This is a genomic window from Maribacter sp., assembly GCF_049667165.1.
In the GTDB taxonomy this organism is placed as follows: Bacteria; Bacteroidota; Bacteroidia; order Flavobacteriales; family Flavobacteriaceae; genus Maribacter_A.
In genome coordinates this window covers 1-2434 of record NZ_JBATHS010000299.1, presented here as the reverse complement: position 1 = coordinate 2434, position 2434 = coordinate 1, and the positions used below count along the sequence as shown (strand labels likewise).

Here is a 2434-nt window from a genome sequence, read left to right as displayed (position 1 = left end):
GAACAAAGGAAAGATGATTGTAAAAATTTAGACATAATACTTAAAAAAAGAAAAAGAAATGAACCTATTATTTGTACTTACCTCCCACGATAAATTGGGGAGTACCGGAAAAAAAACAGGCTTTTGGATCGAAGAATTCGCCAGTCCCTATTACAGCTTATTGGACAAAGGTGCAACCATTACCATCGCCACCCCCGAGGGAGGTGCTGCGCCAATAGATCCCAGTAGCGACACACCCGATGCTGCAACCGCAGCCACGGAACGTTTTAAAAAGGATGCAGCCACTAAGGAAAAAATAGCAAACACCAAGGTTTTGGCAGCAATGGATCCTAACGATTTTGATGCTGTATTTTATCCCGGGGGCCACGGACCCTTGTGGGATTTGGCCAGCGATGCGGCCTCTGTGGCTTTAATTGAAAAATTCAATCGTCAGGAAAAGCCAATTGCTTTCGTATGTCATGCCCCTGCAGCCTTGCAAAATGTGAAGGATGCCGAAGGAAATCCGCTGGTAAAAGGTAAAAAAGTCACCGGATTCACCAATAGCGAGGAAGCCGCGGTCGGACTTACCGATGTGGTACCCTTCTTAGTGGAGGATATGTTGCGTAAGAATGGCGGAATCTATTCCAAAAAGGACGATTGGGCGGTGTATGCCATACAGGATGGCAATTTAATCACGGGCCAAAACCCTGCTTCTTCCGAGTTGGTTGCGGAAAAATTGTTTGCAAGTCTTAACTGATTTGAAATATAGTAAATCTGGGAAAGGTTGCCATAACGGACAACCTTTTTTTGTTAGAAACCGATAGTGGGATTTTCCCAAAACTATTTTACATGACCCTTCTAGCCTCCTTTGCCAAAAACCTCAGGGCGGGCGCCACACAAGACAATTTACCCATCTTTGGCGGAGGTTATTCAGGTATATTTATAGACCAATCATGGTCCTCGATCAATTGATTGAGCAGTAGAACTTGTCGCTCTTTTACATACGCCAAATCATGAAAGATAATATGGCCTTTTGTTTTTGGATTATTCTCTTGCCCCTTAAAAATAGCATCTAGTAATGATTCCTCATCTAAAAATCGAGTATTTGTCAAATCCAATGTCGTCAAGTCATCAAGACTAACTGGGGCAGCCACTTGCTTCAAATAAACGGAAGATAAATTCAAGTATTTTAATTTAGTCTGCTGTGTAAGATCTAATTCTTCGATATAGTTAGCATATAAGTTTAAATACTCAATTGCCTTGTTATTGGTTATATCCAATTGCGTAAGATCATTGTTGTTAATATATAAAGATCGCAGATTCACATTTGAACTAACATCTATTTGCTCCAAGCCATTGAGTTGTAAAGTAACTAAAGTAAGTTTCGGGTTTGTAGCAAGATCAAGCGTACTCATATCGTGACCGCGAATAGTCAACGATAGTAAATCAGGGTATAAGGCCAAGTTCAAATTTTCGATAGTTCCCGTCACTCCCAAAGATTGTAATTTGGTCAAGCTAGAAAGTCCTTTAACAATTGTAGTATAGTTACCCGTTATATTCAATCGTTCCAAAAATGGATTCTTGGTTAAATCAATTGATTCTAAGGCCCCAAATCGTAAACTTAAATAGACAAGATTAGGATACTGTTCAAGGAGCGCATCGACATTTATCATATCACTGTCCCCTAAACTTAAGGTGGTTAAATTTGGCATAGTTTCTAATTCAAGCGTCTGTATCCTATCCCCTTGTCCATTAGCCGAAATTTGCAAATCCAGCGCTGTAACTTCTTCCCTATTCGAAGTGCGCAACGTTATGGTATATTCTCCTGAAGTAGCGTATTTATGTCCTATTCTATCACTTGGTGATTGATATTCTGAGGGAGCCTCAGCTACCTCTTCAGTACCATCGCCCCAATCGATATGATAAAGCGTTTCATAGGCTTGGGTCACTGTTAAATTGATATTTCTTGTTCGAAGGTCGGGACCTATTTCGGATTTTACTTTAAAAGTGGCTATTTTTTGATTCTTATAATGCTCAAACTGAAGGATAAACGGATCTTCTTGGGTATACTTTTCCAATGCTTCTTTGGTAGTATACATTTTTATCCTACCATGATCAACTTCCTCGACCATAAAGGTATAGGTGCCGCCAGCAGTTAAATCGACTTCTATTTCCAGGGCTTCATTATATCCAAGTCCACTATGGGTTTTGGCAGCGCCTTGGGAATTTTTGATTACCAAATCCCCGGTTCCTGATTCATTGGTTGCACTAACTATTTTAATAGCAATTAATTGCGTATCATTATTCTGTTCGTTGGTGGTTTCTTTTTCGCAGGAAGAAACCAACATGAAAACTGCGCAGAAAAAAACTATTTTGATGGTTTGAATACTGAAGGTCATTTGGTTGGGTTTTGAATAAATGTTAACGTTTGAATACCGAAGTTAGTACCTATACA

Annotated in this window: 2 protein-coding genes; one reads left to right on the top strand and one right to left on the bottom strand. The window is 39.7% G+C overall.

Translation table 11 applies throughout. From position 1 onward, the window contains the following. Positions 1 to 58: 58 nt before the first annotated feature. The gene (locus WBM98_RS14255) at positions 59 to 736 is read left to right on the top strand and encodes a type 1 glutamine amidotransferase domain-containing protein (RefSeq protein ID WP_424366694.1); all 678 of its coding nucleotides are present in this window, start codon (positions 59 to 61) and stop codon (positions 734 to 736) included. Positions 737 to 905: 169 nt separating this feature from the next. Here the strand turns inward: WBM98_RS14255 and WBM98_RS14250 are convergent, their stop codons facing one another. Beyond that, complete coding sequence (locus WBM98_RS14250; protein WP_424366693.1) at positions 906 to 2378, bottom strand: hypothetical protein; 1473 nt, start codon at positions 2376 to 2378, stop codon at positions 906 to 908. Positions 2379 to 2434 lie beyond the last annotated feature (56 nt).

Coding starts and splice junctions, on each gene's coding strand:
- WBM98_RS14255 (WP_424366694.1), top strand. CDS start 59: ATGAACCTATTATTTGTACTTACCTCCCACGATAAATTGGGGAGTACC.
- WBM98_RS14250 (WP_424366693.1), bottom strand. CDS start 2,378: ATGACCTTCAGTATTCAAACCATCAAAATAGTTTTTTTCTGCGCAGTT.